This window comes from Methylosinus sp. is20ea (assembly GCF_059718135.1).
On sequence record NZ_AP046088.1, the window covers coordinates 88,235 to 114,302 of the forward strand.

General features: G+C 65.0%; 25 protein-coding genes and 1 tRNA gene. 12 read left to right on the forward strand and 14 right to left on the reverse strand.

Annotated features, from left to right (window positions below):
* Nucleotides 1–4 precede the first annotated feature (4 nt).
* Nucleotides 5–604: an ActR/PrrA/RegA family redox response regulator transcription factor gene (locus tag AC6IY7_RS00485; protein ID WP_497781016.1), complete on the forward strand. Its 600-nt coding sequence runs from the start codon at nucleotides 5–7 to the stop codon at nucleotides 602–604.
* 30 nt (nucleotides 605–634) lie between these two features.
* Here AC6IY7_RS00485 and AC6IY7_RS00490 read toward each other — a convergent pair whose 3' ends face one another.
* Nucleotides 635–1,090 (reverse strand): MmcB family DNA repair protein, encoded by a 456-nt coding sequence (locus tag AC6IY7_RS00490; protein ID WP_497781017.1) that lies wholly within the window; start codon nucleotides 1,088–1,090, stop codon nucleotides 635–637.
* A 111-nt stretch (nucleotides 1,091–1,201) separates the two neighbouring features.
* Between AC6IY7_RS00490 and AC6IY7_RS00495 the strand changes: the two genes are divergently transcribed.
* Both AC6IY7_RS00495 and AC6IY7_RS00500 read left to right on the forward strand, forming a co-directional pair.
* Entirely contained in the window at nucleotides 1,202–2,284 is a 1,083-nt protein-coding gene (locus tag AC6IY7_RS00495; protein ID WP_497781018.1) for a polyamine ABC transporter substrate-binding protein, read from the forward strand.
* 79 nt (nucleotides 2,285–2,363) lie between these two features.
* Nucleotides 2,364–3,509: a glycosyltransferase gene (locus AC6IY7_RS00500; RefSeq protein WP_497781019.1), complete on the forward strand. Its 1,146-nt coding sequence runs from the start codon at nucleotides 2,364–2,366 to the stop codon at nucleotides 3,507–3,509.
* A 66-nt stretch (nucleotides 3,510–3,575) separates the two neighbouring features.
* Here the strand turns inward: AC6IY7_RS00500 and AC6IY7_RS00505 are convergent, their stop codons facing one another.
* Entirely contained in the window at nucleotides 3,576–5,741 is a 2,166-nt protein-coding gene (locus AC6IY7_RS00505; RefSeq protein ID WP_497781020.1) for a GumC family protein, read from the reverse strand.
* Between the two features lie 400 nt (nucleotides 5,742–6,141).
* Between AC6IY7_RS00505 and AC6IY7_RS00510 the strand changes: the two genes are divergently transcribed.
* The 5 genes from AC6IY7_RS00510 to AC6IY7_RS00530 are packed head-to-tail and all read left to right on the forward strand — an operon-like array spanning nucleotide 6,142 to nucleotide 11,887.
* On the forward strand, nucleotides 6,142–6,390 hold the full coding sequence (locus AC6IY7_RS00510; protein WP_497782754.1) for an acyl carrier protein: 249 nt from the start codon (nucleotides 6,142–6,144) through the stop codon (nucleotides 6,388–6,390).
* Nucleotides 6,390–7,547 (forward strand): acyl-CoA dehydrogenase family protein, encoded by a 1,158-nt coding sequence (locus AC6IY7_RS00515; RefSeq protein ID WP_497781021.1) that lies wholly within the window; start codon nucleotides 6,390–6,392, stop codon nucleotides 7,545–7,547. Before AC6IY7_RS00510 ends, AC6IY7_RS00515 begins: the two co-directional genes overlap by 1 nt.
* A gap of 2 nt (nucleotides 7,548–7,549) precedes the next feature.
* Nucleotides 7,550–8,461, forward strand: coding sequence for an amino acid--[acyl-carrier-protein] ligase (locus AC6IY7_RS00520; RefSeq protein WP_497781022.1), 912 nt, complete (start codon nucleotides 7,550–7,552; stop codon nucleotides 8,459–8,461).
* Entirely contained in the window at nucleotides 8,421–9,428 is a 1,008-nt protein-coding gene (locus tag AC6IY7_RS00525) for a DUF1839 family protein (protein WP_497781023.1), read from the forward strand. Before AC6IY7_RS00520 ends, AC6IY7_RS00525 begins: the two co-directional genes overlap by 41 nt.
* Before the next feature lie 8 nt (nucleotides 9,429–9,436).
* Nucleotides 9,437–11,887, forward strand: a complete 2,451-nt coding sequence (locus tag AC6IY7_RS00530) for a glycoside hydrolase family 2 protein (protein WP_497781024.1) — start codon at nucleotides 9,437–9,439, stop codon at nucleotides 11,885–11,887.
* A gap of 163 nt (nucleotides 11,888–12,050) precedes the next feature.
* Here the strand turns inward: AC6IY7_RS00530 and AC6IY7_RS00535 are convergent, their stop codons facing one another.
* The 9 genes from AC6IY7_RS00535 to AC6IY7_RS00575 all read right to left on the reverse strand — a co-directional run bounded on the left by AC6IY7_RS00535 (nucleotide 12,051) and on the right by AC6IY7_RS00575 (nucleotide 22,205).
* Nucleotides 12,051–12,758, reverse strand: a complete 708-nt coding sequence (locus AC6IY7_RS00535) for a sensor histidine kinase (RefSeq protein ID WP_497781025.1) — start codon at nucleotides 12,756–12,758, stop codon at nucleotides 12,051–12,053.
* A 92-nt stretch (nucleotides 12,759–12,850) separates the two neighbouring features.
* On the reverse strand, nucleotides 12,851–14,293 hold the full coding sequence (locus AC6IY7_RS00540) for an amino acid permease (RefSeq protein WP_497781027.1): 1,443 nt from the start codon (nucleotides 14,291–14,293) through the stop codon (nucleotides 12,851–12,853).
* 62 nt (nucleotides 14,294–14,355) lie between these two features.
* A complete protein-coding gene (locus tag AC6IY7_RS00545) occupies nucleotides 14,356–15,147 on the reverse strand; it encodes an energy transducer TonB family protein (RefSeq protein WP_497781028.1) in 792 nt (263 codons plus the stop codon).
* Nucleotides 15,144–15,590 carry a TonB system transport protein ExbD gene (exbD, locus tag AC6IY7_RS00550; RefSeq protein WP_497781029.1) on the reverse strand — a complete coding sequence of 149 codons (447 nt, stop codon included), beginning with the start codon at nucleotides 15,588–15,590 and terminating at the stop codon, nucleotides 15,144–15,146. The genes AC6IY7_RS00545 and exbD overlap by 4 nt, the downstream gene beginning before the upstream one ends.
* A gap of 5 nt (nucleotides 15,591–15,595) precedes the next feature.
* Complete coding sequence (gene exbB, locus AC6IY7_RS00555) at nucleotides 15,596–16,390, reverse strand: tonB-system energizer ExbB (protein ID WP_497781030.1); 795 nt, start codon at nucleotides 16,388–16,390, stop codon at nucleotides 15,596–15,598.
* Nucleotides 16,387–17,070: a Fe2+-dependent dioxygenase gene (locus tag AC6IY7_RS00560; RefSeq protein WP_497781031.1), complete on the reverse strand. Its 684-nt coding sequence runs from the start codon at nucleotides 17,068–17,070 to the stop codon at nucleotides 16,387–16,389. The genes exbB and AC6IY7_RS00560 overlap by 4 nt, the downstream gene beginning before the upstream one ends.
* A gap of 10 nt (nucleotides 17,071–17,080) precedes the next feature.
* Entirely contained in the window at nucleotides 17,081–17,764 is a 684-nt protein-coding gene (locus tag AC6IY7_RS00565) for a Fe2+-dependent dioxygenase (RefSeq protein ID WP_497781032.1), read from the reverse strand.
* 111 nt (nucleotides 17,765–17,875) lie between these two features.
* Nucleotides 17,876–20,383 carry a TonB-dependent receptor gene (locus AC6IY7_RS00570; protein WP_497781033.1) on the reverse strand — a complete coding sequence of 836 codons (2,508 nt, stop codon included), beginning with the start codon at nucleotides 20,381–20,383 and terminating at the stop codon, nucleotides 17,876–17,878.
* Nucleotides 20,384–20,705: 322 nt separating this feature from the next.
* On the reverse strand, nucleotides 20,706–22,205 hold the full coding sequence (locus AC6IY7_RS00575; protein ID WP_497781034.1) for a S10 family peptidase: 1,500 nt from the start codon (nucleotides 22,203–22,205) through the stop codon (nucleotides 20,706–20,708).
* Between the two features lie 150 nt (nucleotides 22,206–22,355).
* Between AC6IY7_RS00575 and AC6IY7_RS00580 the strand changes: the two genes are divergently transcribed.
* Nucleotides 22,356–22,556, forward strand: a complete 201-nt coding sequence (locus tag AC6IY7_RS00580; protein ID WP_497782755.1) for a CsbD family protein — start codon at nucleotides 22,356–22,358, stop codon at nucleotides 22,554–22,556.
* Between the two features lie 85 nt (nucleotides 22,557–22,641).
* Here AC6IY7_RS00580 and AC6IY7_RS00585 read toward each other — a convergent pair whose 3' ends face one another.
* The 3 genes from AC6IY7_RS00585 to AC6IY7_RS00595 are packed head-to-tail and all read right to left on the reverse strand — an operon-like array spanning nucleotide 22,642 to nucleotide 24,325.
* The gene (locus AC6IY7_RS00585; RefSeq protein ID WP_497781035.1) at nucleotides 22,642–23,694 is read right to left on the reverse strand and encodes a MaoC family dehydratase; all 1,053 of its coding nucleotides are present in this window, start codon (nucleotides 23,692–23,694) and stop codon (nucleotides 22,642–22,644) included.
* A 3-nt stretch (nucleotides 23,695–23,697) separates the two neighbouring features.
* Nucleotides 23,698–24,033 carry a DUF167 family protein gene (locus tag AC6IY7_RS00590; protein ID WP_497781036.1) on the reverse strand — a complete coding sequence of 112 codons (336 nt, stop codon included), beginning with the start codon at nucleotides 24,031–24,033 and terminating at the stop codon, nucleotides 23,698–23,700.
* A gap of 1 nt (nucleotide 24,034) precedes the next feature.
* The gene (locus tag AC6IY7_RS00595; protein ID WP_497781037.1) at nucleotides 24,035–24,325 is read right to left on the reverse strand and encodes a YggT family protein; all 291 of its coding nucleotides are present in this window, start codon (nucleotides 24,323–24,325) and stop codon (nucleotides 24,035–24,037) included.
* Between the two features lie 229 nt (nucleotides 24,326–24,554).
* Between AC6IY7_RS00595 and AC6IY7_RS00600 the strand changes: the two genes are divergently transcribed.
* The 3 genes from AC6IY7_RS00600 to AC6IY7_RS00610 all read left to right on the forward strand — a co-directional run bounded on the left by AC6IY7_RS00600 (nucleotide 24,555) and on the right by AC6IY7_RS00610 (nucleotide 25,960).
* Nucleotides 24,555–24,630: transfer RNA gene (locus AC6IY7_RS00600), tRNA-Ala, on the forward strand.
* 156 nt (nucleotides 24,631–24,786) lie between these two features.
* Nucleotides 24,787–25,059 carry a hypothetical protein gene (locus tag AC6IY7_RS00605; RefSeq protein ID WP_497781038.1) on the forward strand — a complete coding sequence of 91 codons (273 nt, stop codon included), beginning with the start codon at nucleotides 24,787–24,789 and terminating at the stop codon, nucleotides 25,057–25,059.
* 229 nt (nucleotides 25,060–25,288) lie between these two features.
* Nucleotides 25,289–25,960, forward strand: coding sequence for a hypothetical protein (locus AC6IY7_RS00610; protein WP_497781039.1), 672 nt, complete (start codon nucleotides 25,289–25,291; stop codon nucleotides 25,958–25,960).
* The last annotated feature ends 108 nt before the right edge of the window (nucleotides 25,961–26,068 follow it).

The window sequence follows — 26,068 nt, forward strand, 5'->3', positions numbered from 1 at the left end:
ACGCATGATCGACGACGCTGGCGCAGCCGAACATACGGATTTCGACGCGGCCGTGGAGGCCGCGCTCGGGGAGCTCCCGCAGGAGCGCTCGCTGCTGATCGTGGAGGACGACAAGCCTTTCCTCGGCCGGCTCACGCGCGCGATGGAGGCGCGCGGCTTCCTCGTCACCGCGGTGGAGAGCGTCGCGGAAGGGCTCGCGGCCGTCGAGGCCGCCCCGCCCGCTTTCGCCATCATCGACATGCGGCTCGGCGACGGCAATGGCATAGACGTCATCTCCTCGCTCAAGGTGAAACGACCGGACGCGCGCGGCATCATCCTCACCGGCTATGGCAATATCGCCACGGCGGTGACGGCGGTGAAGCTCGGCGCCTTCGATTATCTGGCGAAACCCGCCGACGCCGACGAAATCTATCACGCGCTGATGGCGACCAAGATCGACAAGCCTGATGCGGTCGACAATCCGATGTCGGCGGATCGCGTGCGCTGGGAGCATATTCAGCGCGTCTATGAATCCTGCGATCGCAATGTGTCGGAGACGGCGCGCCGCCTCAACATGCATCGCCGCACGCTGCAACGCATTTTGGCCAAGCGTGCGCCGCGATGAGCGCGCCCAGATGATGCGCGGCGGCGCGGTTCAGAACTCGTCGCGATGCAAAGCGTAATGAAGCCGCTCCGCCGCAGCGCCCGCGAAGCGCAGCAGCATGGCCTTGCGGCTCGCCGGCGCGAGCTTGTGGACCGGCGCCTCGCGCGTCAGCATCGCCCCATGCGCATCGGCGACGATGAGGCCGGCGTCCGTCGGAAAGGCCTCCTCGGTCAGATCGCAGGGAATGGCGAAATAGAAGCGGTCGCAATGGAGGCGATAGTCCAGCCATTTGCGATCGGCGCGAAAATCCGCGAGCGAGCTCTTCACCTCGACGATGCGCAAAGCGCCATCCGTCCCGAGCGCGACGAGATCGGCGCGCCGGCCGCCCGGCAGCGGCAGCTCCGCGAGCACGGAAAAACCCGCGGCGCGAAGATAGCGGCGCGCGCCGCGCGTCACGAGACGGGCGTTTTGTTCGCGCAGACTTTCGATCGGACGCGCCATGTCCATCGGGAGCATCTCGAAACGGCGGGAGTGCGGTCGTGAGACATTGTGCCCATGAGGCGGCGCGCCGCGCAAGCGGCGAAGCGAATCGCCGGGCGATGAGGGAGAGCCGATAGAATGAGAATCCTCGCCGCATGTCTGCTTCTCATCGGCGGCGCCGTCGGCGCGCAGGGCGCGGAGCGGATCGTCAATATCTTCAATTGGAGCGACTATATCGACCCGGGCGTGCTCGAGGACTTCACCCGCGAGACCGGCGTCAAAGTCGTCTATGACACCTATGATTCCAACGAAATATTGGAGACGCGCCTGCTCGCCGGCAACGCCGGCTATGACGTCGTCGTTCCATCGGCGACCTTTCTGCAACGGCAGATCAAGGCCGGCGTCTATCGGCCGCTCGACAAGACCAAACTGAAAAACCTCGACAATCTCTGGCCGGAGATCGCGCAGCGCCTCACCCGCTACGATCCGGGCAACGCCCATGCGGTGAGCTATATGTGGTTCACGACCGGCATTGCCTACAATGTCGCCAAGGTGAAGGAGCGCATCGGCGACAAGCCGATCACCTCCTGGGATCAGGTGCTGAAGCCCGAGAATTTGCGCAAATTCGCCGATTGCGGCGTCTATGTGCTCGACAGTCCCGAAGATCTGTTCTCGATCACGCTCAATTATCTGAAGCTCGATCCCAACTCCAAGGAGCCGGGCGACATTCGCCGCGCCGCCGATCTGCTCTCGGGCCTGCGGCGCCACATAAAGAAATTCCACTCCTCGGAATATATCAATGCGCTGGCCAATGGCGACATCTGCCTCGCCATCGGCTGGGCCGGCGACAGTTTCCAGGCGCGCAATCGCGCGCGCGAGGCCGCCAATGGCGTCGAGATCAATTATGTGATCCCGCAGGAAGGGACACTGATGTCGCTCGACAGCCTCGCCATCCCCAAGGACGCGCCGCACCCGGATGAGGCGCATCTCTTCATCGATTATCTGCTGCGGCCGGAGATCGCCGCCCGCAACACCAAGATCACCAATTTCGCCAATGGAGTCGCCGCCTCGCGACCGCTCGTCGACAAGGATATCACCGAAAACCGGGCCATCTATCCCGATGCGGCGACGATGAAGCGGCTGTTCACCGTCACGGCCCCGGACCAGCCGATCCAGAAGATCGTCACGCGCGAATGGACCAGGGTGAAAGCCGGCCGCTGAGCGGAACGGTTCGCCTCTTGCTCCGAGCCGGGTGGCGGCGACGCCGCTGTCTCATTTTGATGCAGGACGGGAATCTTTCATGATCCGCGCGACCGAACGCAAGAAGACGCTGTTTCTGGTCTCGACGACGACGCAGCCCTGCGGCGTCGAATCTTTCGCGCGCCATGTGGCGGCCCGCTGGGGCGAGCTCGGCCTCGAGGCGCAGCGGCTCCCGGTCTCCGGCCGCGTCGGCGATTGGGCGGCGATCTGGCGCGCGCTGGGCGAGGTCGACGCGCTGGCGATCAATCTGCCGGTGGTGGCTTGGAAAAAGGTCGTGCTGACGCCTCTCGTCGCGCTGGTGCTGGCGCTGCTGCGCGGGCGCGGGCGCATCCTCGTCCTGCATGAATGGGCCGATCTCGACTGGCGGCGCCGGCTCGTGATCTCCGTCTACGCCCTTTTCGCGCAGCGTTTTGTCTTCTCCTCGCCCTTCGTGCGCGACGGCTTCGCCAAGGGCGGCGTGACGCGGCTCCTGCCCGCGCGCAACTTGCCCGCGCGCAGCGTCATAGCGCCCATTCCGTCCAACATTCCGCCGACCGAGCCGGACAGCCCCTCCCCGCTCGCCGAACGCATCCGCGAGGCGCGCGCCGAAGGGCGCATCATCATCGGCCATTTCGGCTCGATCTATCCGAAGAAGCAATCGGACTTCGTTCTGGACGTCGCCGCCAGGCTCCGCGACGCCGGCCGTCCAGCGCTTTGCCTTTTCATCGGCGACTTCATCAAGGGCGTCGATCGGGTCGAGGAGGAGTTTCGCGCCAAGGCGCAAGCGCTCGGCCTCTCCGAGGATTGTGTCGTGACCGGCTATGTCGACGGCGCGCGCCCGCTCCACGCGCTATTCGGCGAGGTCGACTGCTTCCTCTATCGTTTTCCCGAGGGCCTGACCTCTCGCCGCGGCAGCGTTCTCGCCTGCCTGCAGTCCGGCAAGCCGGTCATCGTCAACGCGCCGCGCGAGGCAGGCGAATTCGACCATCATCGCGCCTATCGTCGCGCTATCGCCGACGGCTCGCTGATCCTGCTCCCGCATGAGGCGGATGCGCGCGTCTACGCCGAACGTCTCGCGCATGCCGAGCGCCGCACGTCGCGGCCGATGTCGTCGCTCTATGATCAGAGCTGGCGCGACGCCGCCGCCGCAGTCGCCGCCTCGCTCGATCTCGAGCCCATGGGAACGGCGCCGCTTCCCGCCGAGTGACTTTCGCGAAAGCCCGAGAGCCTTCGCTTTCCTTCACATCCGCGCGGAAAAACAAGAGCCGCCGCTTCAGGCGGTCCTGCGCGTCTCCGATCGTCGGCGCGCATCGCGCCGCGGCAGCCAGGGGTCGCTATGATCGACCCGGAGAATCACGGCGATCTTGGCGCGCAGCGCCTCGGGAAGCTCGGCGATCGCCGTCTCTTCGTCCTGGTCGCGCCCGAGCACCGGCGCCACGAAGTCGAGCCGCTCGAACATGCTCTCGTCCTGTCCGACGCCGTCGCAGAGCACGATGTCGACCTCCGCCGGATTGCCGTCGCGAAAGCCATCCACGATGCGCTCGACCGCGCCGGCCGCGCGCGAGCGTCGATCGATCGCGGGTAGCGCCAGCAGCACGCTGTCATTGGTCCGCACGAAGGGATCGTCAGCGTCGCCGAAAGCCTCGAGACCATCCTCTATGAGGACGGTGAGCGCGGCGTTGTCGCGATCGGCGTCGACAAGCGCGACCTCGAGATGCTGCAGCCGCAGCGCCAGAGCGATATTGACCGCCATCACCGTGCGGATCGAGCCCGGCGCATCGCCGACGAGCCCGATGACCAGCGGCCGATGCGCGCTCTGCGCGACGAGAGCGCCGAAGCGCGACACCACCGCCTCCAGTTCGCGGCGATCGGCGAAGGGGCGCACGAAGGGAATGCCGAGGCGCGTCAATTCGAGCCTGTCCGGGCCGGCCGTCGGGCCGCGCACGGTGAATTTCGTCGCATCGGTCACGGCGACGCGCAAAGGCGCCGCCTCCCGGTCGCGCCGCCGACCCTCCTCGGGGTCGGAGCCGCCGAAACCGCGCTCGCGCAGAAAGGCGAGACCGAGACCGAAAGTGAGGCCGGCGACGAAGCCCGCGCTCGTCATCAGCCCGGCACCGGGCGGGAAGCTGCGCGCGATCGGCGGCGTCGCCATTGTGATGATATGCGTGCTGGCGGCGTCGAGCTGACGCGCCTCGCCGGTCTGACGCGAGCGCGTGAGGAAGGATTCGTAGATCGTGCGGCTGACCTCGACCTCGCGCTCGAGATCGCGAAGCTTGACCGAGGCTTGCGCCGAGACGACGGCCTTGCCCTCGAGCTTCTGCATTTGCCGGTTCAGCGCCTCTTCTGTGCCGCGCGCCCGCTCGTAATCCTTGCGCAGCGACGCGGCGACGCGGGTGAGCTCCGTGCTGACGAGGCGCCGCGTTTCGGCGAGCCGGGCCGTCGCATTTTTGACGACCGGATGTTGCGGCCCGAGCTCGGCGGAGAGATCAGCGAGCTTTTGCGCCGCCTCCGCCTGTTGCCCGCGCAAGGCGTTCAACGTCATGAGGTTCATATTGGCGGCGATGGCGGCGAGCTCGGTGTCGGAATGCGCCGCCCGTTGCGCCTGCTCGAAGCGCGAGCGCGTGTCCTCGAGCCGCGTGCGCGCGAAAGTGAGCTGCTGATTGAGCTCCTTGAGCCGCTGCTCGTCGATATAGGAATCGCGCGTGCCGACGAAGCCGTTTTCCGCCTTATAGGCCTCGACCGCCTTTTCGGCGACGAGCAGGCGCTCGCGCAGCCCGTCGAGGCGCCCGGTGAAGGACGTCGCCGCCTGATGCGCCGCGTCCGAATGCATGGCGGCGCGCACGTCGATATAGGCCTGCGCCACCGCATTGGCGATGCGGGCCGACTTCTGCGCATTGTCGCTCGACGCGGCGATGTCGATGATGAAAGTGCGCTCCGGGCGACGCACCATGATCTTGGTGCCGAGAACGCGCACCGCGCCGTCGGCGATCTCCTCCTTCGTCGGCGTGCGGCCGAAGCGGCCGAACAGCTTGCCGAAAAAGGAGGTCGTGGCGCCGAACTCGGGATCTTCGGTGAGCTTCTCCGCCTCCACGACGCGCTCCAGCACGACCTGCGAGGTCAAAATGCGCGTCTGCGTCTCGACGAAATTGATGAAGCCGGTCGAATCCTGGCCCTGATTGGCGTCGCCCTCGAGACCGGGCAGCCCGCGCGGATCGAGGTAGATCTGCGCCGCCGCGACATAGCGCGGCGTCAGCAGCTTGGTCAGCGCATATCCGCCCGACGCGCCGGCCAGCGCCACCGCGAGAATAAACAGCTTGTTGCGAAGCGCGAGCGCGATCAATCGTCCCGGCGTCACCGCGGAACGGGGACGCGGCGCCTCCGCGGCGGCAGGCCGTTCACGCTCTGCGAGACTTTTCGACCCGGATTCATAATCCAACATCACGCGAGTTCCGTTCCGACGTCGAACAAGCGAGTACAGCCCCGCATTCGCGTTGGACGCGAATGTTCCAGTTCATGGTTAACTTTTCTTAAACTCCTCTCTCTCATTCATCCTCTTCATGTCGAAAATAGGGTCCGCGGCGCGGATTCGCTCCACCGAGCCGGTCGTGACAGATATCGGGACGCCCCGGGTGTCTCGCTTGTGTCCAGACCATCATAACCGCGTATCATTTTCACGCAAATCGCGGCGAGTTCTTTCCAAAACGGGTCAAATTTTACGGAACGAATTTGGCAACGATCAAATCCGCAAACTGTTCACCAACGAACCGCAAATGAGCTGAAAATACTGCGCAACGGCGTATGGTGAGGATGAAACTAGAGCTTGGTCGATGGAGAAGATGATGCTCGATACGATTAGACGACTGGTCGACGAACAAGGACGTTTGTCCGTCGCGGCCGCCACGATCGGCGACGACGCCGATCTATACGCGACGGGCCTCACATCCTTCGCCGCAGTCCAGCTCATGCTGGCGCTCGAGGAGACTTTCGACATCGAATTCCCCGATCGCATGCTCAATCGCCGCAGCTTCTCGTCGATCGCCGCGATCGCCGGTTGCCTGCATGAACTCGAGGCAGAGGAAGCCGCCTGATGAATGCGCCGCTCGATCGCGGAGCGCATGTCGTTGCGACAGCCGCCCGCCACGCCGACGATGTCGACCGCAATGGCCGCTTCCCGATCGAAGCGATCCAGGCGCTCAAAGACGCACGCTTGCTGTCTCTGCTGATCCCGAACGAATTCGGCGGCGGCGGAGCCTCGCTCGCCGATGTCGCCGAGATCTGCACCTCGCTCGGCCATCGATGCGCCTCGACCGCGATGATCTTCGCGATGCATCAGATCAAAGTGTCGAGCCTCATCGCGCATGGCCGCGGCGGCGCCTGGCACGAGGCCTTCATGCGCCGCCTCTGCGACGAGCAGCTGCTGCTCGGCTCGGCAACGACGGAAGGCGGCGTCGGCGGCAATATGCGCAACAGCATTTGCGCGTTCGAGCGCGACGGCGCGATCTTCCGCGTCGCCAAGGAAGGCGCGCTCATCTCCTATGGCGCCTATTCGGACGCGATCCTCGTCACGGCGCGTCGCGCGCCGGACGCGCCGCCTTCCGATCAGCAGATGGCCGTGCTCGAGAAGAGCCAATTTCGGCTCGAGCGCACCGGCGGCTGGGACGCGCTCGGAATGCGCGGCACCTGCAGCGAGGGCTTCACCTTCAGCGGCGAGGCGCCCGTCGAGCAGATCTTCACCCATGACTTCGCCGAGATCGCTTCGGAATCTATGCTCGCGACCGCGCATCTTCTGTGGAGCGCCGTGTGGTATGGCGTCGCCTCGGACGCGCTCGCACGCGCGCAATCCTTCGTGCGCAAGGATGCGCGTCGTCATCCCAACGGCCCGGCTCCCGGCGCGCTGCGCCTCGCCGAGGCGACGAGCAAGCTGCAGCTCATGCGCGCCAATATCGTCGAAGGGCTGAAGCGCTTCGCCAAGGCGCAGCAGAATGCGGACGATCTCAATTCGATGAGCTTCGCCGTGGCGATGAACAACATCAAGATCGGCTCGTCGCAGCTCTCGATCGAGATCATCAATCATGCGCTGCTGATCGCCGGCATCGCCGGCTACAAGAACGACACGCCGTTCAGCGTCGGCCGCCATATGCGCGACGCGCTCTCCGCGCAGGTGATGATCTCCAACGACCGCATCTTCACCAATCTGTCCAATCTGCTGCTCGCGCAGCGCATCGACCAGCGACTGGGAGACTGACCATGTGCCAGGCCTGCGACAGCTTCATGGATCGCCTTTTCGCCAAAGGCGTGTTGCATGAGACCGGCGTCGACGGACTCTATGGCCGCGGCCAGGCCTTCGAGGCGGTCATCGAAGGAATGGATCGGCTGATCACGCGCTTCGGCGCGGACGATCACGCCGAGGTCATCCGCTTTCCGCCCGGCATGAATCGCGCGCTCTTCGAGAAGAGCGGCTATATGAAAAACTTCCCGCAGCTCGCCGGCACCGTGCACAGCTTCGCGGGAAGCGAGAAGGACCATCTCGCCCTTCTCGACAATATTCACAATGGCGGCCAATGGACCGGCGGACAGCAAGCGACCGACATAGTGCTGACGCCGGCCGCCTGCTATCCGCTCTACCCGATCGTCGCGCGGCGCGGGCCGCTCGCGGCCGAGGGCGGGCTCTTCGACATTCAATCCTATTGCTTCCGCCACGAGCCGTCGAAGGACCCGGCGCGCATGCAAATGTTCCGCATGCGCGAATTCGTCCGCATCGGCTTGCCGGAGCAGGCCGCGAGCTTCCGCGAATCCTGGCTGGAGCGCGCGCGCGACTTTGCGGAGCAGCTCGAGCTGCCGCATCACATCGATGTCGCGAACGATCCTTTCTTCGGCCGCGCCGGACGCATGATGGCGTCGAGCCAGCGCGAGCAGGCGCTCAAATTCGAGCTGCTCGTGCCGATCGAGAGCGCGGAAAATCCGACCGCGTGCCAGAGCTTCAACTATCATCAGGATCATTTCGGCGCGCTCTGGGACATCAAGACCGCCTCCGGCGAGACCGCGCACACCGCTTGCGTCGGCTTCGGCATGGAGCGCCTCGCCCTCGCTTTGTTCAAACATCACGGGATCGACACCAATGGCTGGCCGACCTCAGTCCGCACTGCTCTCTCTCTCTGACGCGGAGCTTTCGCCGCCAAAACCGGCGAAGCCGCACTTCCGTCATGCGCTGCATCATGCGGAGCGCGACTGGCCGCAGACGAATTGCTATGTCGATCTCATGATCGAGCTCGTCGCCATGCGCGGCTTCGAGCCCGAGGCCATGCTCGGATTCACGCTGGCGCAGGACTGCGAAGAGGATCAATTCACCTTCTTCAAGCCGCGCCTCGCCGATCTCGAGCGACTCTACGGCCTGCGCGTCGAGGAGCTCGCGCTCTATGATCGGCTCGACGATCACATCGCGCGCCAGACGGCGCGCGGCCGCGTGGTGATGGTGGAGGTGGACGGCTATCATCTGCCGGACACGCGCGGCGTCACCTATCGCATCGATCACTCCAAGACGACGATCGGCGTCGCCGAGATCGATCTCGTCGCGCGGCGTATCGACTATTTCCACAATGACGGATATTTCGCGCTGGACCGCGAAGACTTCGACGCAATCTTCGGCCGCGCCGGCGAGACGCGCGATCCGTCGGCGCTGTTTCCCTACGCCGAATTCGTGCGCTTCGACCGCGAGCGCGCGCATGACGACATTCGCGGACTGGCCGAAGATCTCGCGCGCGAGCATTTCGCACGTCGCCCGAGCGACAATCCCATCCGCGCCTTCGCCGCACGCTTCCCGGCTTTGTGGACCGTGCTCGAGGCGCGCCTGCCCTGCTTCTTCCACAGCCTCGCCTTCAACACATTCCGCCAGCTCGGCGCCAATTTCGAGCTGCTCGGCAGCCATCTCGACTGGCTGCGGCCGAATGGCGATCTCGCCGCGGAAGCGGAAGCCTGCCGCCGCATTTCCGCCGGCGCCAAGGCGATGCAGTTCCAGGCGGCGCGCGCCTCCTCGCGCAAGCGCGTCTATGATCCGCGCGAGACGCTCGACGAGCTCGCCTGCGTCTATGACGGCTTGTTCGGAGGTCTCGCGGCGAAGCTGCGCTGAGAACGCATATGCGCGCGCGCATCGAAGGAGAGAGGCGCCTACGTCTCGACGCCTCCTGGTCTTTTGCGATCGACGAGGCCGGCGAATGGACGGAGCCTTCCGCCATTCCCACCGCGGCGCGCTGGCGCGCCGCGCGCGTTCCCGGCACGCTGGCGCAGGCGCTGATCGAGGACGGCGCGCGCTTCGACGATCTGCCGCCACTCGACTCCATCGACGTCTGGTACAAGACGTCCTTCACCAATCCGGCGCCGGCCGAGCTGCGACTGCACGGGCTCGCGAGCCTCGCCGATGTCTATCTCGACGGACGGCTCGCGCTGCGCTCGGACAATATGTTCCATGCGCACGCCATCGAGATCGAGACGCCCGGCGCGCATGATCTCCACATACGTTTTCGCTCCGTAGAGCGCGAGATCGCGACCAAGAGTGGCCGTGCGCGCTGGCGGCCGCGCATGATCACGCCGGCCGGCCTGCGCCATATCCGCACCACGGCGCTCGGCCGCCTGCCCGGCTTCGCGCCGCCGACGCCGCCCGTCGGGCCCTGGCGCGCGGTCGAATTGATCGAGCATGGCGCGCTGCGCCTGCTCGACGTCGACATGCGTCCGGTTGTGAGCGCGCGTCGCGCGAGCCTGCGCGTCACGCTAGAGCTCGCGAGCGGCGCCGATGCGCAAGCGCGCCTCCTCTGCGGCGATGTGGACGCGCGCTTCGAGCGCGTGTCGGACAATCGCATCACCGCCGAGCTGTCTCTACCCGACGCGAAGCTGTGGACGCCGCATACGCATGGCGAGCCGCATCTCTATGCGGCCGCGGCGCAGATCGGCGATCGCCGCATCGATCTCGGCCGCACGGGCTTTCGCGACATTCGCGTCGATCGCGGCGCGGATGGCGCAGACTTCGCGCTGAGCGTGAATGATATTCCACTGTTCTGCCGCGGCGCCTGCTGGACGACGGCCGACGTCGTGTCGCTCGCCGGCGGGCGAGAAGATTGCGCGCCGCTGCTGCGCGCCATGCGCGACGCCGGCATGAATATGGTTCGCATTCCGGGCGTCACGCTCTATGAGAGCGATGATTTCTACGCGCTCTGCGACGAGCTCGGGCTCATGGTCTGGCAGGATTTCGCCTTCGCCAATTTCGATTATCCGATTCAGGATACGGGCTTTTGCGCCAGCGTCGAGCGCGAGGCGACGGAGTTTCTGGCGCGGACGCGATCTTCACCGTCGCTCGCCGTTCTCTGCGGCGGCAGCGAAATCTATCAGCAGGCCGCCATGCTCGGCCTCGCCGAGACAAAATGGCGCTCGCCGCTCTTCGACGAGATTTTGCCGAATCTCGTTCGCGAGCAGCGCCCGGATACGATCTATGTCGAGAACTCGCCCTCCGGCGGCCCGCTGCCCTTCCATGCAGATACAGGCGTGTCGCATTACTATGGCGTCGGCGCCTATCGACGCCCTCTCGATGACGCGCGCCGCGCCAATGTGCGTTTCGCCTCGGAATGCCTCGGCTTCGCCAATATAGCGGAAGACGCCACGCTGCGCCGCGATTTCGGCGAAGCGCCGCTCGCCTCGCCGCTCTTTGCCGCGCGCGTCGCGCGCGATATGGGCGCGACACAGACATTCGGCGACGTCACCGAACATTATATGCGCCTGCTCTATGGCTGCGATCCCGCGACGCTGCGCGAGAGCGATCCGCAGCTCTATCTCGACATAGCGCGCGCGTCAGTCGCCGAGACGATAGAGGCGGCGATCGGCGAATGGCGGCGCGGGGGCTCCACGACGCATGGCGCGATCGTCTGGTTCTTCAAGGATATGTGGCCGGGCGCCGGCTGGGGCGTCCTGGACGCGCAGGGCGAGCCGAAATCGGCCTATCATGCGGCAAAGCGCGCCTTTCGTCCGCTGTCGCTGATATTGACCGACGAGAGCGTCAACGGCCTCTTCATCCATTTGCGCAACGACGGTCCGCGGCGCATAGAGGGAGAGATTTCGCTCGGCTGTTTCCGCGACGGCCATGTGCCGGTGATGAAAGCGAACCGCAGCATCGTCGTCGAGCCGCATGGCGTCACGACATTGCGCGACGCAGAATTCTGGGGCGGCTTTTTCGACACGGCGCTCGCCTATAATTTCGGTCCGCCGTCGCATGACCTCACAGTGGCGCGCTTCGTCGACGCGGCGGACGGCGCGACGATCGAAGCTTTCCATTTCCCGCTCGGGCGCAGCGCCCGAAAGTCGCAGCTCGGATTGCGCGTGGCGATCGAAGAGGATGACGACGGATTTGTCATCGTCTTGACGACGGATGTCGCCGCACAATCGGTGGCGATCGAAGACGAAGACTACCGCGCCGCCGAAAATTGGCTGCATCTGGCGCCGGGCGCGACGCGGCGCATTCGTCTCGTGGCGCGATCCGCCGCAGCGAAGCGCCCGAAGGGAGTGGTGAGAGCGCTGAACGGAGAAGCGATCCGCTACGGCTAGAGCAGTTTCCAGCCGAAGTGGACGCCGGTTCGGCGTTGGAAACGCGTCAAAATAAAAGACTCTAGAGTGTTTTCGAGCGAAGTGGGAACCGGTTCGCGTGAAGAAAACACGACCGAACAAGGAGATATAGAATCATTCCGGTTCAATCTGAACCGGAATGACTCTAGAGCAGTTTCCGATCCGATTGGATCGCCGCCAAATGCTCCGGGAAATCGAGCCGCACCAATGTGCCTTGCGCAAGACGCTCGAAAAAAGCTTCGCCCTTGAGCTGACGCGCGAGACCTCGCATCAGCTGAAGCCCGTCGCCCTTCACCACTTTGCCCGGATCGAAACCGCAGCCATTGTCGGAGATCGTCAGCTCGAGCCTGTCGCCGATGCGGCGCAGACGCGCCTGCACCTCGCCACGCGTTCCGCCGGGAAACGCATGCTTCATCGCATTGGTGACGGCTTCGACATAGACGAGGCCGACGCATTGCGCGCGACGATAGTCGAGAAAAATGTCGTCGTCGGCGATCGTCTCGCCGATGATGCGGTCGTCGAAAGCCTTGCGGCGCGCTTCGGAGAGCGCCCAGAGATAGGAGGACATGCAGATTTCGGCGTCGTCGTCCTCGTCCAGCGCATTGTGGAGCTCCACCGCGCTGCGCAGGCGCATGGCGCAATTGCTGCAGCCTTCGGGCTTCTCGAGACGCCGAGATTGCGCGGAGATCAATGTCGCCAGCGCCTGCAGATCATTGCGCACGCGATGGCGAAGCTCACGATAGCGATCCTTCACAGCGCGTAGCTCGGCCTGGACACTGGCGAGCTCGGCCTCGAGCTCGACGATCCTGTTTGTGCCCTCGACAGCCGAGGATACGCCCGCGACTTCGCTCATTCGATCCGATCCCGCCGAGCGACGTGTCGGGACGACGTCCGTCGCACGGACCTGTTTTCATTTATCTGAAGCTGGCGTCGCAAATTTTCAAGCTACACTTTCGCCGATTGCGCGCTCGTGTCCGCCGCACGCGCGAGCTTGCTTCGCTTGTGGCCATAGCAAAAATAAAAGATCAGCCCCAGAATCATCCAAATCGCGAAACGCTCCCAGGCCGCGGCGGGCAGCTTGGAGAGAAGCCAGAGCGAGAAGCCGACGCCGGCGAGCGGAATGAAAGGCACGAGCGGCGTGCGAAAGCTGCGCGGCGCATCCGGCCGCGTGCGCCGCATCACGATGACGGAAATGCAGATGACGACGAAGGCCGAAAGCGTTCCGATATTCACGAGCTCGGCGACTTCGCGGATCGGATAGAGGCCGGCGACGACGGCCGTCAGCGCGCCGATGACGAGCGTCGGTCGATGCGGCGTATGAAAGCGCGGATGCGCATGCGACAACCAGGCGGGCAGAAGCCCGTCGCGGCTCATGGCGAAGCAGATGCGCGCGCAGCCGAGCAGAAAAGCGAGCATGACGCTGATGATGCCCGCGACCGCGGCGACCGAAATGACGAAGGTCGCCCAGGGAAGGCCGACGGCGGTGAAGGCCGCGGCGACAGGCGCCGGATTGTTCAGCGTGTCGTAGCGCACCATTCCGGTGAGCACGATCGACATCACCACATAGAGCGTGAGCGCGACGCCGAGCGAGAGCAGAACCGCGCGCGGCAATTGGCGCTGCGGGTCTTTCGCCTCCTCTGCCGCGGTCGTCAGCGTGTCATAGCCGAAGACGGCGAAGAACACGACCGCCGCGCCCTCGACGACGCCGCCGAAACCATAGGGCATGAAGGGCGTCCAATTCTCGACGCGCACATGCGGCAGACCCACGGCGACGACGAGCAGAACCGCGGCGATCTTCACCACAACCATGACGGCGTTGAAGCGCGCGCCCCATTCGATACGCAGCACGAGCACGCCGGCGACGAAGAGCGCGCCCAATATCGCCGCGAGATCGACGATTCTGCCCTCGCCCGTCCCGGCGGCGCCCGAGGCCCAGACCGGCAGAGCGAGGCCGAGCTGGCCCAGCAGCGCCTGCAGATAGCCGGACCAGCCGATGGAGACCACCGCGACGACGAGCGCATATTCGAGCAACAGGTCCCAGCCGATGATCCAGGCCGCGAGCTCTCCGAGCACCGCATAAGCGTAAGTATAGGCGCTGCCCGCCGCCGGGATCATGCCGGCGAATTCGGCGTAGCAGAGCGCGGCCGCGGCGCTGGCGACGCCGGCGATGAGGAAGGACAGCGAGACCGCGGGCCCCGCCTGCGTCGCCGCCACAACGCCGGTTAGAACGAAAATGCCGACGCCGATCAGCCCTCCGAGGCCGATACTGGTCAATTGCCAAAGGCCGAGCACGCGGCGCAGCTCGCTCGGCCTGCCGGACTCCGCCGCGAGAGTCTCCAGAGATTTGACGCGCGCGAGATCGCGCAGGAAAGAGGCTCTCTCAGTCATGCCGTCCCTTCGGTTGAATTTCTCCCGAAGCTTAGCATGTTCCGTAGCTGTCGATCGCCGCTTCAGTGCTTATCGGCGCGAAACTGAACCGGCACCTCGAAGGTGAGACCCTCATCGGCGACGGCCGGCGGCGGCGGCGGCACGGGATCAGCGCGTTTCATCATGGCGAGCGCGGCGTCGTCGAAGGCGCGATCGCCGGCGGAGCGCTTGACGCTCGCGCTCACCACATGGCCGAGCCGGTCGAGCGTGAAGGCGACGGCGACCTCGCCAGCGCGCCGGCCCGCGCCGCTCGGATAGCGCTTGGCGCGATTGAGATGCGCCATCAACGCCTTCAGCCAAGTGAGCTTGGCCGCGCGCGCGGCCTTGTCGGCGCCTTGCGCGGGCGCGACGGCGCGCGGCGCCTCGGCGAGCGCGTCGGTCTGTGGCGGCGCGGCCGCCTCGGAGGCCGCCGACTCCGCCGAGATCACCGGCGTCGCCTCGCGCTTCGTCGGCTCCTCCACCGGCTTCTCGTGCTTTTCGGCGGTCGTATAATCGGCGTCGTCGGCCTCGACGCGGGCGATCTTGGGATCGTCATTGTCCTTGGTCTGCGAGGCGGCGACGGCAGGCGCGGCGGCGGCGGCCTCGTCGGCCTGCGGGCCCGGCGGCGCGTCGGGCGAATCCTCGACGTGCGGCGCGGCCGGCGCGAGGCCGATCTCGATCGCCGGCGCGCCGCTCGAGTCATCGTCCGGCTCGATCTCGAAGACGACGAAAATGGCGGCGAGCGCGAGTAGATGCGCCGCCAGCGCGGCCAGCGCCGCGCCGCGCCAGACGCGATTGTTCGCGCCCGAATTGCCGAGATCGGCGGCGACGCTCATTTCGTCGCCCCGCCCGTCGTCGCTCCGCCGGCGTCGAGCGCGACGAGAGAGATCTTGCTATAGCCGCCGGCGCGCAGGCGCTCGAGAATGGCCATCATCTCGCCATAGGGCACGGCCGTGTCGGCGCGCAGGAAGACGCGCTTGTCCTTGTCGCCGCCCGCGAGCGCGTCGAGCGAGGCGATGAGATCATTGCGCTTCACTTGCGTCTCGCCCAGAGCCAAGGCGAGATCGGCCTGAATGGTGAGATAGACCGGCTTGTCGGGCTTGGCGTGCGTCGCCGCGCTCGCGGCCGGCAGATCGACGGGAAGATCGACAGTGGCGAGCGGCGCCGCCACCATGAAGATGATCAGCAGCACCAGCATGACGTCGATAAAGGGCGTGACATTGATCTCGTGAGTCTCTTCGAGCGCGCCGCGCGGCGATCCTCCGATATTGCCGGCCATTGGCGTTACTCCGCGGCGCGCAGCGCGGCGGGCGCCTGCTGGACGCCGCGATCGAGATCGCGCGAGACGATGCGCAGCAGCTCGCCGGAGAGATTGGAGACGAGCTCGAGATAGGCGCCCGTCTGCCGCGCCAGATGATTATAGATCAGCACCGCGGGAATGGCGGCGACGAGGCCGATGGCGGTGGCGAGCAGCGCCTCGGCGATGCCCGGCGCGACGACGGCGAGATTGGTCGTCTGCGCTTTCGAAATGCCGATGAACGCGTTCATAATGCCCCAGACCGTGCCGAACAGGCCGATGAAGGGGCCGGTGGAGCCGACCGAAGCGAGCAGGCCCGTGCCGCGACGAATGGAGAGGCTCTCGGCGCGCTCGATCTCGGCGAAGCTCGACGCGACGCGCTCCTTCAATCCGCCGGCGGACGAAAGATCGGAGGAGAGACGAAACTCGCGCAGCGCTTCGGCGATCAGAGCGCTCGCCAGAGGATCGGCGGCGCCGAGCGCGAGACGCGCTTCGGAAAGGCCGCGCGCATCCTGCAGACGTTCGATCGAGTCGCGAATGCGCGTGCGTGCGCGCTTCAATTCGATCGTCTTTGCGATGAGCACCGTCCATGTGCCGATGGAGGCGGCGACGAGGCCGAGCATGACGATCTTCACGACGATATCGGCATTGAGGAACATGCTCGATATCGAGAGATCATGCGGACGATTGACGATGTCCGTGCGTCCTTCCGCGAAAGCGAGAGACATCGAGAGGAGAAGCGACGAGGCCGCGATCGTGAACGTCTGGTATGATCGTTTCATGCTTCCGCCCATATGCGAATGAGATTGTGATAGACGCCTGTCAGCTTGACGCAGGCCGGATCGCCCGCTCCGAGCCTCCCCGTGAGTCCTTGAATCGTCTGGTCCAAATCGAATAGCAACGAACGTACCACGTTGTCGCGAATCATGCTTTGAAGCCAAAAGAACGAGGCGATGCGCTCACCACGCGTCACCTCTCGCACGAGATGCAGGCTGGTCGATGGATAGAGCACCAGATGACCTGCGGGCAGCTTCACTTCCTGCGCGCCATAATGGTCCTCGATGACGAGCTCGCCGCCGTCGTATTCGTCGGGGTCGGCGAGAAACAGAGTGACGGAGAGATCGGTGCGAATGCGCACCGATGTGCGCGGCACGCCGCGAATGGCGTTATCGACATGCAGGCCGAAGTCGTGTCCGGCCCCATAGCGGTTGAACAGCGGCGGGAAAATCTTCAGCGGCAGAGCCGCGGAGACGAAAGTCGGACAGGCTGCGAGCGCATCGAGCACCCTATCGCCCAATTCGCGCGCAGCGGCGCCATCCTGCGGCAGCTGGAGATTATTCTTCACCAGGCAGGATTGCGCACCGGCCGTCGTGCGGCCGTCTTCCCACGCGGTCTGCGACATCACGTCGCGAAAATGGGCGACCTGCCGCGCATCGAGCACATCGGGTATGCAGATCAGCATGGCGCGACCCTCATACCTCGCTCCAATGGCGGATGAGATTGTGATAGACGCCGCCGAGCTTCATCACATCCTCGTCATCTCCGCCGAGGCGCGGCGCGAGCTCCTGGATCGCCGTGTCGAGGTCATAGATCACATCGCGCACGCTCTCCTGACGGATCATGCTCTGCACCCAGAAGAAAGAGGCGACGCGCGCGCCGCGCGTGACCGGCGCGACCATGTGCAGATCGCTCGCCGGATAGACGGCGAGCGCGCCGGCCGGAAGCTTGACCTGATGAGAATCATAGGCGTCGTCGACGACCAGCTCGCCCCCGTCATATTCGTCCGGCTCGGAGAGAAAGATGGTGACGGCGAGATCGGCGCGAATGCGCGTTCCGGTCAGCGGATCGCCACGCACGGCATTGTCGACATGCACGCCGAAACGATGGCCGACGCGATAACGATTGAACATGGGCGGATAGATGCGCAGCGGAATCGCCGCCGAGACGAAGCCCGGATGCGAGACGATCGCCTGCAACAGGCGCTCGCCGAGGCGCCGCGACAATTCGCCATTGGGCGGCAGCTGCTCATTGCTCTTCACCGAGGGCGGCTGCGCGCCGGCGGTGGAGGCGCCGTCCTCCCAGTCCGCCGCGTCCATGACGCTGCGGAACTGGGCGACCGCCTCCTTGCTCAGAACGTCCGGGACGCAGATCAGCATGGGGACCCCTCTGTCGCCGCACCTTCCATGTTTCGAAGCGCCGAGGAAAGGCGCCGGCTCCTTGTTTGAAACTTTTCCAAGGGAGCCGGCGCCCGCCGTAAAAGGCGCGTCTCAGAATTTCGCACGGGCCTCGAACAGCACGGTGCGGCCGGGCGCCACTTGGGTGAAGGGCGTGGCGGTCTGATAGAAGGCGTCATAATAGGTGCGGTCGAACAAATTCACGACCGAGACCTTCAGCGTGATATTCTCCGTGACCTTGCCTTCGAGGAACGCGTCGAAGCGCCAATAGGAAGGCAGCACCGTCGGCACATTCACGAAGGGATTGGCCGCAGTCGGCGCGGGCCAACCGGTCACGCCGTTCACGCTCGTCGCGCCATTGGCGATGATATTGTTGCCGCCGTAGATCTTCGAGCGATAGACCGCCTGGCCGCCGAATTCGATCGTGTCCGGATCGAGGCCGAAGAGATCGCCGAGCTTGTATTTGCTCAGCAGGCTGAAGGATTCATGCGCGATATTGGCGAGCTGCAGGCCGACATTGGTGGCGATCTGCGAGCGCGTGACTTTCGACTCCATGATGACGATGCCGCCGGTCACGCTCCATTTGTCGGTGATATTGCCGGCGATTTCCAGATCCGCGCCCTGCACGTAATAGGCCGCGTCGCCACTCGTCACCGAGCCGTTCACCTCGCGCGCGCCGGTCACATCGGTGCGGAACAGCGCCGCCGTGGCCAGGAGATGCCGATCGAACAGCTCCCATTTGGCGCCGATCTCCTTGGCGTAATTGCGCTGCGGCGGGAAGATCTGCACCGCCGTGGTGAGACCGCCGTAATTGGCGGCGCCGCCGTCGAGTTCCGCGCCGACCGGATTGGCGGAGGTCGCATAGGCCGCATAGAGGCTCACCTCCGGCAAGGGCTTCAGCACGAGGCCGAAATTATAGTTCACCAAAGACGAATGATTGGCGGCGAAGGTCGTATAGGCCTCGTTGCGGTTGCTGATCGTGTAATCGTCGAAGCGCACGCCGGCGTTGGCGATGACGATATCCTCGTAATTCGCCGTCTCGATCAGATAGCCGGCCTTGGTGTCGACCGCGACGCGCGTCACATTCTGATTGAGATAGGGCTCATTGGGGAAAGGCAGTGCATTGCAGGGCAGATAGAGATTGCAGACAAGCGCGCCGCCCACCGAGGCGAGCCCGTTGAACTCCGACACGAGCCCCTGATAATTGGTTCGCGTGACGCCTTCACGGCTGTATTCGGCGCCGAGCACCACTTCGTGCTTCACCGGGCCAGTGGCGAATTTGTAATTTATGTCGGTCTGGCTCGCGAGAACATTGGTCACCTGATAACGGCTCTGCGCGCCGATATTGACCGAGGACGCGGCCTGACTCGCGCTCTGCGTCAGCGTGCCGATATAATCGATGACCGAGCGTTCCTGCCGCAGGCGGCTGGTGATCTTCAGATCGTCGTTGACGCGATATTCGCCGGTGAAAGTGCCGAAGTCCTGGCGATATTTCTGGAAGTCGCGATTGAGCAGACCGTACCAGGTGCTGCGCGACGTCACGCCTTCCGAGAAGGGCCGATTGGTGTTCCGATTATAGGGAATGCCGAAGTCCGGCAGGCCGTTCTGATAGGAATGCGTGTAATTCGCCGTGAGCGTGAAATTCTCGATCGGCTTGAAGACGACGGAGCCCGAGACGCCATTGCGATCGTCGGTGACATAATTGCGTCCCGCGACATTGGCGTCCTGGAAGAGCCCGTTGACGCGCACCGCGAGAATCGGGCTGATCGCCTTGTTCACATCGACGGTGATGCGCTTGGAATTGTCCGAAGGGCCGCCGGAGAATTTCACATCGGTGAAATCCTGATCCTTGGCCTGTTTGGTGACGATATTCAGCGCGCCGCCGGCAGTGCCGCGGCCGGCGAAGGTCGAGCCCGGGCCGCGCAGGATCTCCACCTGCTCCGTGTAGAAATTCTCGCGCAGGCTGACGCCCGGATCGCGGACGCCATCGACGAATATATCGTTGCGGGCGTCGAAGCCGCGAATGAAGAAACGGTCGCCGAAGGCGTTGCCGCCCTCGCCCGAGCCGAGCGTGACGCCGGCCGTGCTGCGGGCGATCTCTTTCAGCGTGGTGGCGTTCTTGTCCTCGAGAATTTCCTTGGTGAGGACGGTGACGGTGCGCGGCGTGTTCAGCAACGGCTGGGTGAATTTATTCGACGACAGGCGATCGGCCTTATAGGGCGCCTTCGGATCGGCGTAGGGATTGGCGTCCGCCGGCGCGGCGCCGCCGCCCGTCCCCGCCTGCGCGGTCTGAGCGCCCTGCACGCCGCCCTGCGGCCCGGCCGGCTGCTGCGCCGGAGCGCGCGTCGTGCGACGCGGCTTGGCGGCGTGATGCGCGGCCGCCGCGGCGTGAACGACCGGCTTCGGCTTTTCTTTCGGCGCGTCGACGCGCACCGCAGGCAATGGCTGCGTCGACTCCTGCGCCGTCGCGACGCCGACGCCCGCGACGAGCAAAGCCGCAGCCCCCAATACTTTCGCGGACGGGCCGTCGATGCGCGGCGCCGGCGCGGACGAGCCGCGTCGGAGGCTGCGCAGAGAAAACGGCGCTTTGATCTTGTTCATTCTGTCCTGCCCCCGTGGAATCCAATCCGGCAAAGCCGGTAAGGTATTCCACTATGAGTATTTTCCGTTGGGGGCAGGGTCAATCGACGGATGCGTAGACTGGAAATCTTGCAGGAACTCAATTCTTGAACTGCTCGCGACAAAAGCTTCTGTCGCCTTTCGAACATTGTTCGAAAGGCGCTGATTGGAATATTTCCATTTTAGAATCGGGCGGAACTATCTCGCTCGTCTCACCGCGTAGACAAGCGCGCGACGAGCATCCTATGGCTCGAGAGACGGCGCGCTGCGGCGCCGCCCTTGCTTCGTCCGGCCTCGCGAAAACTCACTTGCCTTCGATCGTCTTGCGCGCTTCGTCGCGCAGCAGACGGCGGGAGTCGTCGCGGATATAGGACATGTGCCCGCCTGGCACGGTCACCAGCCGCAGCCGCGTCGCCTCGCCGAAGGCCGGCAGCTGATCGAGCAGCAGCTTGCTGGCGAAATAGGGCGTCACCAGATCGGCGAGCCCATGGGCGACGAGCACCTTCAAACGCCCGTCGAGCGCGAGTTCGTCGCGCAGCGTCGAGATCGCCTCGGCGTTGGCGCGGCCGCCGCGGCCGAAGTCCCAATCACGCGCGACCTTGTGATTGAGAATCTCATAGCGCGCGTCGCCGATCGGCCATTGCAGCTTCTCGATCGTCACGCGCGTCATGGCTGCGCCGAGCGGCGCGGCGAGCGCGTCGAGCACCGGATCGGCCCAATCGCTCTCGCGCGAGAAGGGCCGCGGATCGAAGCCCGTCACCTCGCCGTCATAGGCGCTGGAGACGAGACGCGAGGCGCGCAGCCGATCGCGCAAAAAAGTCTTCAGCGCGACGCGGCCGCCCTCCTCCTCCACGATGCGCGCCTCGAGCCCGGTGAAGCGGGCGACATTGGCGTCAAGCCGCTCCAGCGCCTCCTTGTCGCGCGGGCCTTTGAGCAGATCGACGAGAAATTCGCCCGAGGCGTAGGCCTCGACATCGGCGAGCTCGGAACGCTGCTTGGCGTCGCGCGCGACCGCCGCATAGGACGGCAGGCGGCCGGCCAGAGACAGAAGATTGCGCGGGCTGTCGAGCCAGGCGAAATCGAGCGCCGGCGAGATCAGCACGAGACCCTCGACGCCGACGCTCTCGCGCTCGCGCAGCGCATGGGCGACCTCGACCGCGCGAAAGCCGCCATAGCTCTCGCCGACGAGAAATTTCGGCGAGGCGATGCGCCGATGCGTCGCCAGCCATTTGCGCACGACGACGGCGAGCGCCTCGGCGTCGCCCTGGGTCGAGAAGAAGTGCTTTCTCATCTCCTCATTGTCGATGAGGAATTTGCTGTAGCCCGTGCCCGGCGGATCGATGAAGACGAGATCGACGAAAGGCAGCCAGCTCTCGGCATTGTCGATCACGACAGGCGGAGCGGACGGCGAGAGAGGGCCGGAGCCGAGCGAAAGGCGCCAGGGCGAAAGTCCGCCGAGGCCGAGCCAGGCGGAGGCCGCGCCCGGCCCGCCGTTGAAGACGAAAGCGATCGGCCGCGCCAGCGCGTCGACGTCGGACCGCTCATAGGAGACATAGGCGACGTCGACCCGCGGCGCGCCGCTCTGCGCGTCGCGCAGCCGCACCGCGCCGGCGCGCGAGAGAAAGGACAGCTTCTCGCCGCGAATCGACATCGAATGGGTGGTCGTGACCTCCGTCGGAAGGCCCTGCGATTGGTCGGCGGCCTCCTCGCTCTCCTTTTTCTGCGCGGCGGGCGGCGCGGCGAGGCTCGACGAGCCGGCGAGGACCAGAGCGAGCGCGAGCGCAATCCAGGCTTTCGAAATCATATCCAGACCTCTCGTTTCACGATTGCATCGAACAAATAGCGCCGCGCTCGAGCGTGGCGAAGGGCGATGGAACCATCTGCCGTCGCAAGAATTGTCATCCGATCCTATGCGGCGCTCGAAATAGACGCGCCCCAGCAGAGGAGAAGAAAGATGGAATGGAACCAGATCGAAGGCAATTGGAAACAGGCCAAAGGCAAGATCAAAGAGAAGTGGGGCAACTTGACCGATGACGATCTGACGAGAATCCAGGGCAAGCGCGACCAATTCGAAGGCGAATTGCAGAAACGCTACGGAAAGAGCAAGGAAGCCGTTCAAAAAGACGTCGATGACTGGCTGAAGACGCTTCACTGAGCGACGCCTCTCCGCTGCGCTCCCAGGGGAGAGACAAAGCGGCGGCCGGTTCTCCGGCCGCCGCGATCGTCAGCGCGGCAGAACCTCAGCGCGGCAGAACCGCCCAATAATCGAGGTCGAGCAGCACCGCCGGATGCGGCTTGCCCTCGGCGGTCGTGAGCGGGAAATCCGCCGGCGGGTGATCCTTGGTGGCGACGAGCCGCAGACGTAGCGCGCCAATGTCCGCGCGGCCCGGAATCTCGGCCTTGTCCAGCACCTCCGACCAGGCGAAGACGGTGCCGCCCGCGAACAGCGGATTGACATGGCGTCCGCCATTCACCGCCGTAATATGGAAAGCGTTCTCGAGACCATTGAAGGAGAGCGCGCGGGCGAGCGAGATCACATGCCCGCCATAGATGATGCGCTTTCCAAAGCGCCCCTGCGCTTCGTAATATTGGTTGAAATGGACCTTGGAGTTGTTCTGGTAGAGGCGCGTGGCGATCTGATGCTCGGCCTCCTCCACGGTCATTCCGTCTATGTGGTCGATCTTCTCGCCGATTTCATAATCGCCCCAGAAATAGGGCGAGCCGGCCAGATCCTTGTCATAGGCGGCGACGTTTATCGGCGGCGCGGCCTTGCCGAGATCGGCCGGGGCGACGGATTTCGGCAGCGTCGGCACGACCTCCGGCCCGACGGGAGCGTCCTTGTCGCGTTTCTTCACCATCACCCAGCGGGCGTAGTCGAGCACCGTCTCGCCACGCTGATTCTTGCCAGTGGAGCGCACATAGACGACGCCGGTCTCCTTATTGGAGTTTTCCTTGAGGCCGATGACCTCGGAGCTCGCCGTCAGCGTGTCGCCCGGATAGACCGGCGCCAGAAATTTGAAATCGGCGTAGCCGAGATTGGCGATGGCGTTCAGCGACACGTCCGGCACGGTCTTGCCGAGCACGAAATGGAAGACGAGAATATCGTCGATCGGCGCCTCGCGATAGCCGATCGCGTGAGCGAAAGCCGCCGACGACTGCACGGCGAAGCGCGGCAGATAGAGCGCCGTATAGAGAGCGACGTCGCCCACGGTCACCGTGCGCGGCGCGGCGTGGCGGATCACCTGGCCCAGCGAGAAATCCTCGAAGAAGTTTCCGACCTTCGACTTGCTCATGCCTCAACCATTTTTTGTCGCGCCGGTCTTCTCCAGCGCTGCGAGGAGCCGTGCGGGATCGCCCGCGATGAAAAGCTTTTTCAGCCGCGCCGTATGGCCCGAGGCGATCGACACGGCTTTGCGCGGCGCGCCGAGCTTTTCGGCGAGGAGCTCGACGAGCGCGTCATTGGCGCGCCCGTCCTCCGGCGCCGCCCGAACCCGCGCCTTGAGCACGGCCCTGCCGTCGGCGAGCCGCTCGACGCCGTCGACGGCGTCACGGCCGCCCTTGGGCGTCAGCCGGACCCACAGGGCCACTCCATCGCCCTCCGCGCTCCAGGCTGCCGCCGTCGCATCGGCCATGTCAGCCCATGCCGCCGAGCTGGCCGGCGAGCAGATTGCGCAGGAATTGCAGCGCGAGCAGCAGGATGATGGGCGAAATATCCATGCCGCCGAGGCTCGGCAGCACGCTGCGGATCGGCCGCAGCACCGGCTCGGTCAGCGCATTGAGCGCGTTCCACAGCGAATAGACCACCCGCGACCTCGTGTTCACCACGTCGAAAGCGATGAGCCAGGACATCACGGCCATGGCGATGACGACCCACCAATAGAGGTCGATGATCGTGAAGAGAAGATTGGCCACGGCATATTGCATGTTGCGCGTTCCACCGGTCGAATTCGCAGACGTCTCTATCCTTCCTGTCCAGCCGCCGCAACTCCCGCCACCGCTTCGCCACCGCCCCACACTCGCCCCGCGGCCCGGAGAAAGCGACGGCGCGGCCTTGGCGCGGCCTCGTTTCGGCTCGATCGCGGTCGCCGGGAACGATTTAGACGCGGAGCGGATTGACAGCCGGATAGGCGCCGAGTATCCAGCGCCTCGGAACGGGGCTGTAGCTCAGATGGGAGAGCGCTGCAATCGCACTGCAGAGGTCCGGGGTTCGATTCCCCGCAGCTCCACCAAGCCAAATCCAGCCGCCCGCTCAGAGTTTCCCGCGCAGACGACCTCTCCGCGCAGACCTGCCGAATGATCCTCACGCTCTCGGGGTCGGAGCGTGCTCGTCGAATCGGCGTCGCGGAAACGCTGCTCTGAACAGCATGATGACGAGATTGACGAGAATGAGCCCCAAGAGGAGCGTCAGGCCCCAATCGCCTATGCTCGCCGAAGCCGGCGTCTGCACCACCGAATTCACGGCGGTTTCGCCCTTGGCCCATACGCAGCTCACCGCCTCGCAGAATGTCATCGACGCGAGCGGCTGTTCGCAGGACTCCATGATCGGCTCCCGAGTTCTCGTCTATCGCCATGCAATTAGAGGCGCTTCGAGCGACTTCAATCCCGGCCTCGCCGCGCCGCATCGTAAACTTCGGCGCGATGTGGCGGCAGCGATATGATTCGCACGACAAAGTAGAGATGCGCGCGAAGACATCTATCGTCGCGTGCGCCTGGGTAACAAATCTGTTACCGTCATAGCATTTCCTCTCGACATCGACTAAGTATTCGCCCACTCTACCAGCGTTCGGAATTTCCGTTCATCCTGAGAAAGCTCGGAGCTGACGTAGCCGATTCGGACGATTGATCGTCCGAAGGAAGTCGTTTCGCCCCAATCGACGCCGGAGACCCATGCGCCGCATCGTCCGCCCCTTCGTGAAGGAATTCAAATCTCGCTCCGCCAAGGCGGCGGCGGGCCGCCTCCCTCTGATCGAAGAATCGGCGGCGGCGGAGCCGAAACCGGCGTTTCTCGACCTCGCGTCCTTCGCGCCGCGGGTTGTCGAACGCGAAACGCACCATGACGACAGCTATGAAGCCGCGATGAAAGCGGCCGACCTCGTCTTCGGGAAAAAGATCGAGCCGGCGACGGCGGACGCCCCGCTCGCCCCGACAACGACCGGACGCGTGCTGCCGAGCCTCGTCGAGACCGTGGCGCCGGAGACCGAGTCCGAGACGGCAGAGCCCGTTCGCCGCGGACGCGGCCGTCCGCGCGGGGTGAAGAAGGCCGTCGAGCCCAAGCCGGAAGCCGAGGCGCCGATTCGGCGCGCGCCGACGGAAGCCGCGCCCGTCATTGCCCTCGCCCCTGCCCCCTCCTCTGCTCCTGCGCGCCGGCGCTCGCCCGCGCCGCCGCCGATCGCCGTCATTGCGCAGCAGCCGCCCGCTCCTGTCGCTATCGCCCTTGCCGCGGACGTCGCGACGACGGGCCGCCGGGTCCGCCGCTCCATCCAGTTGCGCTGGGTTCTGGGAACCGAGCTGCGGGCCGGCGAGAAATGGAAGCGCCGCCTTCCCGAGGCCGCCCGCTGAGCACGCGACGCAGCGCCGAGTTCGCCGTCTCCAAGCGAGACGGTGCGCGAGACGGCGCCGAACGCAAGACAGCGCTAACCTTCGCCTCGGCTATTCGTTCAAAATCCT

Bases quoted from the DNA above. Each gene is read 5' to 3' on its own strand.
- AC6IY7_RS00495 (WP_497781018.1), top strand. From the start codon at position 1,202: ATGAGAATCCTCGCCGCATGTCTGCTTCTCATCGGCGGCGCCGTCGGC.
- AC6IY7_RS00585 (WP_497781035.1), bottom strand. From the start codon at position 23,694: ATGAGCAAGTCGAAGGTCGGAAACTTCTTCGAGGATTTCTCGCTGGGC.
- AC6IY7_RS00500 (WP_497781019.1), top strand. From the start codon at position 2,364: ATGATCCGCGCGACCGAACGCAAGAAGACGCTGTTTCTGGTCTCGACG.
- AC6IY7_RS00565 (WP_497781032.1), bottom strand. From the start codon at position 17,764: ATGCTGATCTGCGTCCCGGACGTTCTGAGCAAGGAGGCGGTCGCCCAG.
- AC6IY7_RS00530 (WP_497781024.1), top strand. From the start codon at position 9,437: ATGCGCGCGCGCATCGAAGGAGAGAGGCGCCTACGTCTCGACGCCTCC.
- AC6IY7_RS00545 (WP_497781028.1), bottom strand. From the start codon at position 15,147: ATGAGCGTCGCCGCCGATCTCGGCAATTCGGGCGCGAACAATCGCGTC.
- AC6IY7_RS00520 (WP_497781022.1), top strand. From the start codon at position 7,550: ATGTGCCAGGCCTGCGACAGCTTCATGGATCGCCTTTTCGCCAAAGGC.
- AC6IY7_RS00490 (WP_497781017.1), bottom strand. From the start codon at position 1,090: ATGGACATGGCGCGTCCGATCGAAAGTCTGCGCGAACAAAACGCCCGT.
- AC6IY7_RS00590 (WP_497781036.1), bottom strand. From the start codon at position 24,033: ATGGCCGATGCGACGGCGGCAGCCTGGAGCGCGGAGGGCGATGGAGTG.
- AC6IY7_RS00510 (WP_497782754.1), top strand. From the start codon at position 6,142: ATGCTCGATACGATTAGACGACTGGTCGACGAACAAGGACGTTTGTCC.
- AC6IY7_RS00605 (WP_497781038.1), top strand. From the start codon at position 24,787: ATGAGCCCCAAGAGGAGCGTCAGGCCCCAATCGCCTATGCTCGCCGAA.
- AC6IY7_RS00505 (WP_497781020.1), bottom strand. From the start codon at position 5,741: ATGTTGGATTATGAATCCGGGTCGAAAAGTCTCGCAGAGCGTGAACGG.
- AC6IY7_RS00560 (WP_497781031.1), bottom strand. From the start codon at position 17,070: ATGCTGATCTGCATACCCGATGTGCTCGATGCGCGGCAGGTCGCCCAT.
- AC6IY7_RS00515 (WP_497781021.1), top strand. From the start codon at position 6,390: ATGAATGCGCCGCTCGATCGCGGAGCGCATGTCGTTGCGACAGCCGCC.
- AC6IY7_RS00575 (WP_497781034.1), bottom strand. From the start codon at position 22,205: ATGATTTCGAAAGCCTGGATTGCGCTCGCGCTCGCTCTGGTCCTCGCC.
- AC6IY7_RS00540 (WP_497781027.1), bottom strand. From the start codon at position 14,293: ATGACTGAGAGAGCCTCTTTCCTGCGCGATCTCGCGCGCGTCAAATCT.
- AC6IY7_RS00535 (WP_497781025.1), bottom strand. From the start codon at position 12,758: ATGAGCGAAGTCGCGGGCGTATCCTCGGCTGTCGAGGGCACAAACAGG.
- AC6IY7_RS00525 (WP_497781023.1), top strand. From the start codon at position 8,421: ATGGCTGGCCGACCTCAGTCCGCACTGCTCTCTCTCTCTGACGCGGAG.
- AC6IY7_RS00485 (WP_497781016.1), top strand. From the start codon at position 5: ATGATCGACGACGCTGGCGCAGCCGAACATACGGATTTCGACGCGGCC.
- AC6IY7_RS00610 (WP_497781039.1), top strand. From the start codon at position 25,289: ATGCGCCGCATCGTCCGCCCCTTCGTGAAGGAATTCAAATCTCGCTCC.
- AC6IY7_RS00570 (WP_497781033.1), bottom strand. From the start codon at position 20,383: ATGAACAAGATCAAAGCGCCGTTTTCTCTGCGCAGCCTCCGACGCGGC.
- AC6IY7_RS00595 (WP_497781037.1), bottom strand. From the start codon at position 24,325: ATGCAATATGCCGTGGCCAATCTTCTCTTCACGATCATCGACCTCTAT.
- AC6IY7_RS00580 (WP_497782755.1), top strand. From the start codon at position 22,356: ATGGAATGGAACCAGATCGAAGGCAATTGGAAACAGGCCAAAGGCAAG.
- exbB (WP_497781030.1), bottom strand. From the start codon at position 16,390: ATGAAACGATCATACCAGACGTTCACGATCGCGGCCTCGTCGCTTCTC.
- exbD (WP_497781029.1), bottom strand. From the start codon at position 15,590: ATGGCCGGCAATATCGGAGGATCGCCGCGCGGCGCGCTCGAAGAGACT.